Origin of the sequence: Pseudomonas sp. PDM24 (genome assembly GCF_019218905.1) — a bacterium.
Lineage (GTDB): Bacteria > Pseudomonadota > Gammaproteobacteria > Pseudomonadales > Pseudomonadaceae > Aquipseudomonas.
The window spans coordinates 1-542 of record NZ_JAHUWR010000021.1 but is presented as its reverse complement, the minus strand read 5'-3'; the positions used below and the strand labels follow the sequence as shown (position 1 = coordinate 542).

Below are 542 nucleotides of genomic sequence, written 5' to 3'. Positions count from 1 at the left end.
TGACTGGGGTGAAGTCGTAACAAGGTAGCCGTAGGGGAACCTGCGGCTGGATCACCTCCTTAATCGACGACATCAGCTGCTCCATAAGTTCCCACACGAATTGCTTGATTCATTGAAGAAGACGATAGAAGCAGCTTTAAGCTCCAAGCTGATAGCTCAACGCTAACAGTTACAAGCTCGAAATTGGGTCTGTAGCTCAGTTGGTTAGAGCGCACCCCTGATAAGGGTGAGGTCGGCAGTTCGAATCTGCCCAGACCCACCAATTTTGTTATGGGGCCATAGCTCAGCTGGGAGAGCGCCTGCCTTGCACGCAGGAGGTCAGCGGTTCGATCCCGCTTGGCTCCACCATAAACTGCTTCGACACGTTTGAGAGTTTAGAAATGAATATTCCGTTGTGAATATTGATTTCTAGTCTTTTGATTAGATCGTTCTTTAAAAATTTGGGTATGTGATAGAAAGATAGACTGATGGCCACTTTCACTGGTGGTGATCAGGCTAAGGTAAAATTTGTGAGTTTAATCGCGAATTTTCGGCGAATGTCG

The 542-nt window shown here is 47.0% G+C and carries 2 tRNA genes and 1 rRNA gene; all 3 read left to right on the top strand.

What is annotated here, in order from left to right:
* A 16S ribosomal RNA gene (locus KW837_RS28565) occupies positions 1 to 62 on the top strand; the annotation flags it as partial.
* 123 nt (positions 63 to 185) lie between these two features.
* Positions 186 to 262, top strand: a tRNA-Ile gene (locus tag KW837_RS28560).
* Positions 263 to 272: 10 nt separating this feature from the next.
* A tRNA-Ala gene (locus KW837_RS28555) sits at positions 273 to 348 on the top strand.
* The last annotated feature ends 194 nt before the right edge of the window (positions 349 to 542 follow it).